The sequence below is a fragment of the Mesorhizobium sp. M7A.F.Ca.CA.004.12.1.1 genome (genome assembly GCF_003997835.1).
Classification (GTDB): Bacteria; Pseudomonadota; Alphaproteobacteria; order Rhizobiales; family Rhizobiaceae; genus Mesorhizobium.
The window spans coordinates 1-1,177 of record NZ_RZRK01001227.1 but is presented as its reverse complement, the minus strand read 5'-3'; the positions used below and the strand labels follow the sequence as shown (position 1 = coordinate 1,177).

Here is a 1,177-nt window from a genome sequence, read left to right as displayed (position 1 = left end):
GGAGGGAAGTTAGGCGCCCGCCCGGACGGCGCCTAACGTCCCAACAAACCCGCCACAGGCGCCGGCCACCCCCGCACCGGTCGATCCCGAGATGTGCATCGTGGGCGATGCGTCATGCCTTTGCCTCCCGGATCGCCCGCAGCGTGGCGTGGCGTAGTTTATTTTCGCGCTTGAGGGTCTTCACGCGTCCGACAAGGCCAGGTTTGATCCATTCGGCATCGGGCTTGTCGGCGCCCCTCGGTGGCGCGCCTTTCCCCTCTTGCACCTTGGCATAGAGGCGTTCGCGCATGGCTTTGGTCAGGGCGATGTTTGCCGAGCCGACGTAGCGGCGTTCCGCATCGCGGGTTGCCATCAAGGCGAGTGGAGCCGAACTGGGCGTTCGCTGCACGCCTGCAACTTCAAAGTCGACTTCCTCATAGCATTTCGTTTTCAGCCACGCTTCGGTGTCGCCTGACCGATAGACGCTGTCAGGCCGCTTCGACACCATGCCCTCTAGGCCCATGCGGTCAACCGCGGCGTAGAAGTCATCCCCGCCGCCATGCACATGGTGGCTGTACTGGATCACGCCCTTGGCAGGCCTGACGAGTTCGAGCAGCTTTTCCCGGCGTGCCAGCAATGGTTCGGGGCGCAGGTCGATGCCGTCATGGTGCAGCAGATCGAAGGCAACGAAGATGATCCGATCCGGCGCCCATCGCATCGCCGACCGCAGCGAATGGAAATCCGACACGCCTTTCTCGTTAAGGACGATTGCCTCGCTGTCGATGATTGCCGACTTCGGAATGGTTGCCGCCGCCTCGACAATCGTCTTGTACGTCGATGACCAGTCGTAGCCCCTTCGCGTGATCGCTCTGGCCTTGCCGTCCTCAACAATCACCTGGGTACGATAGCCGTCATATTTGATTTCGTGAATCCAGTTGTCCCCTGTCGGCGGCACCTCGACAAGCGTGGGGAACATCGGCCGGATGAACTTCAACATACGCTAACTCGGACTGACCGACTTTAAATTAGAAGAGGCTAAAATAGTTGCAAAGGAACGCACCAGACGCTTGGGCAGCTCCGGAGCACCTTGAGGAGCGTTATCTTGATCCAGCGGCTGAAATCGCTGGAGCGCCGCTTGGCCGGCTCAAGGAACGATTCCGCCCTCCCGGTGTTTCAATCCCATGACAAACATCACGAA

At 60.2% G+C, this 1,177-nt stretch carries 1 protein-coding gene; it reads right to left on the bottom strand.

The window, feature by feature from the left end:
- Window positions 1-112: 112 nt before the first annotated feature.
- Window positions 113-976, bottom strand: coding sequence for an ATP-dependent DNA ligase (locus EN984_RS35340; protein WP_127268874.1), 864 nt, complete (start codon window positions 974-976; stop codon window positions 113-115).
- Window positions 977-1,177: the final 201 nt, after the last annotated feature.

Excerpts from the sequence above, each read along its gene's own strand:
- EN984_RS35340 (WP_127268874.1), bottom strand. The coding sequence starts at position 976 with ATGTTGAAGTTCATCCGGCCGATGTTCCCCACGCTTGTCGAGGTGCCG.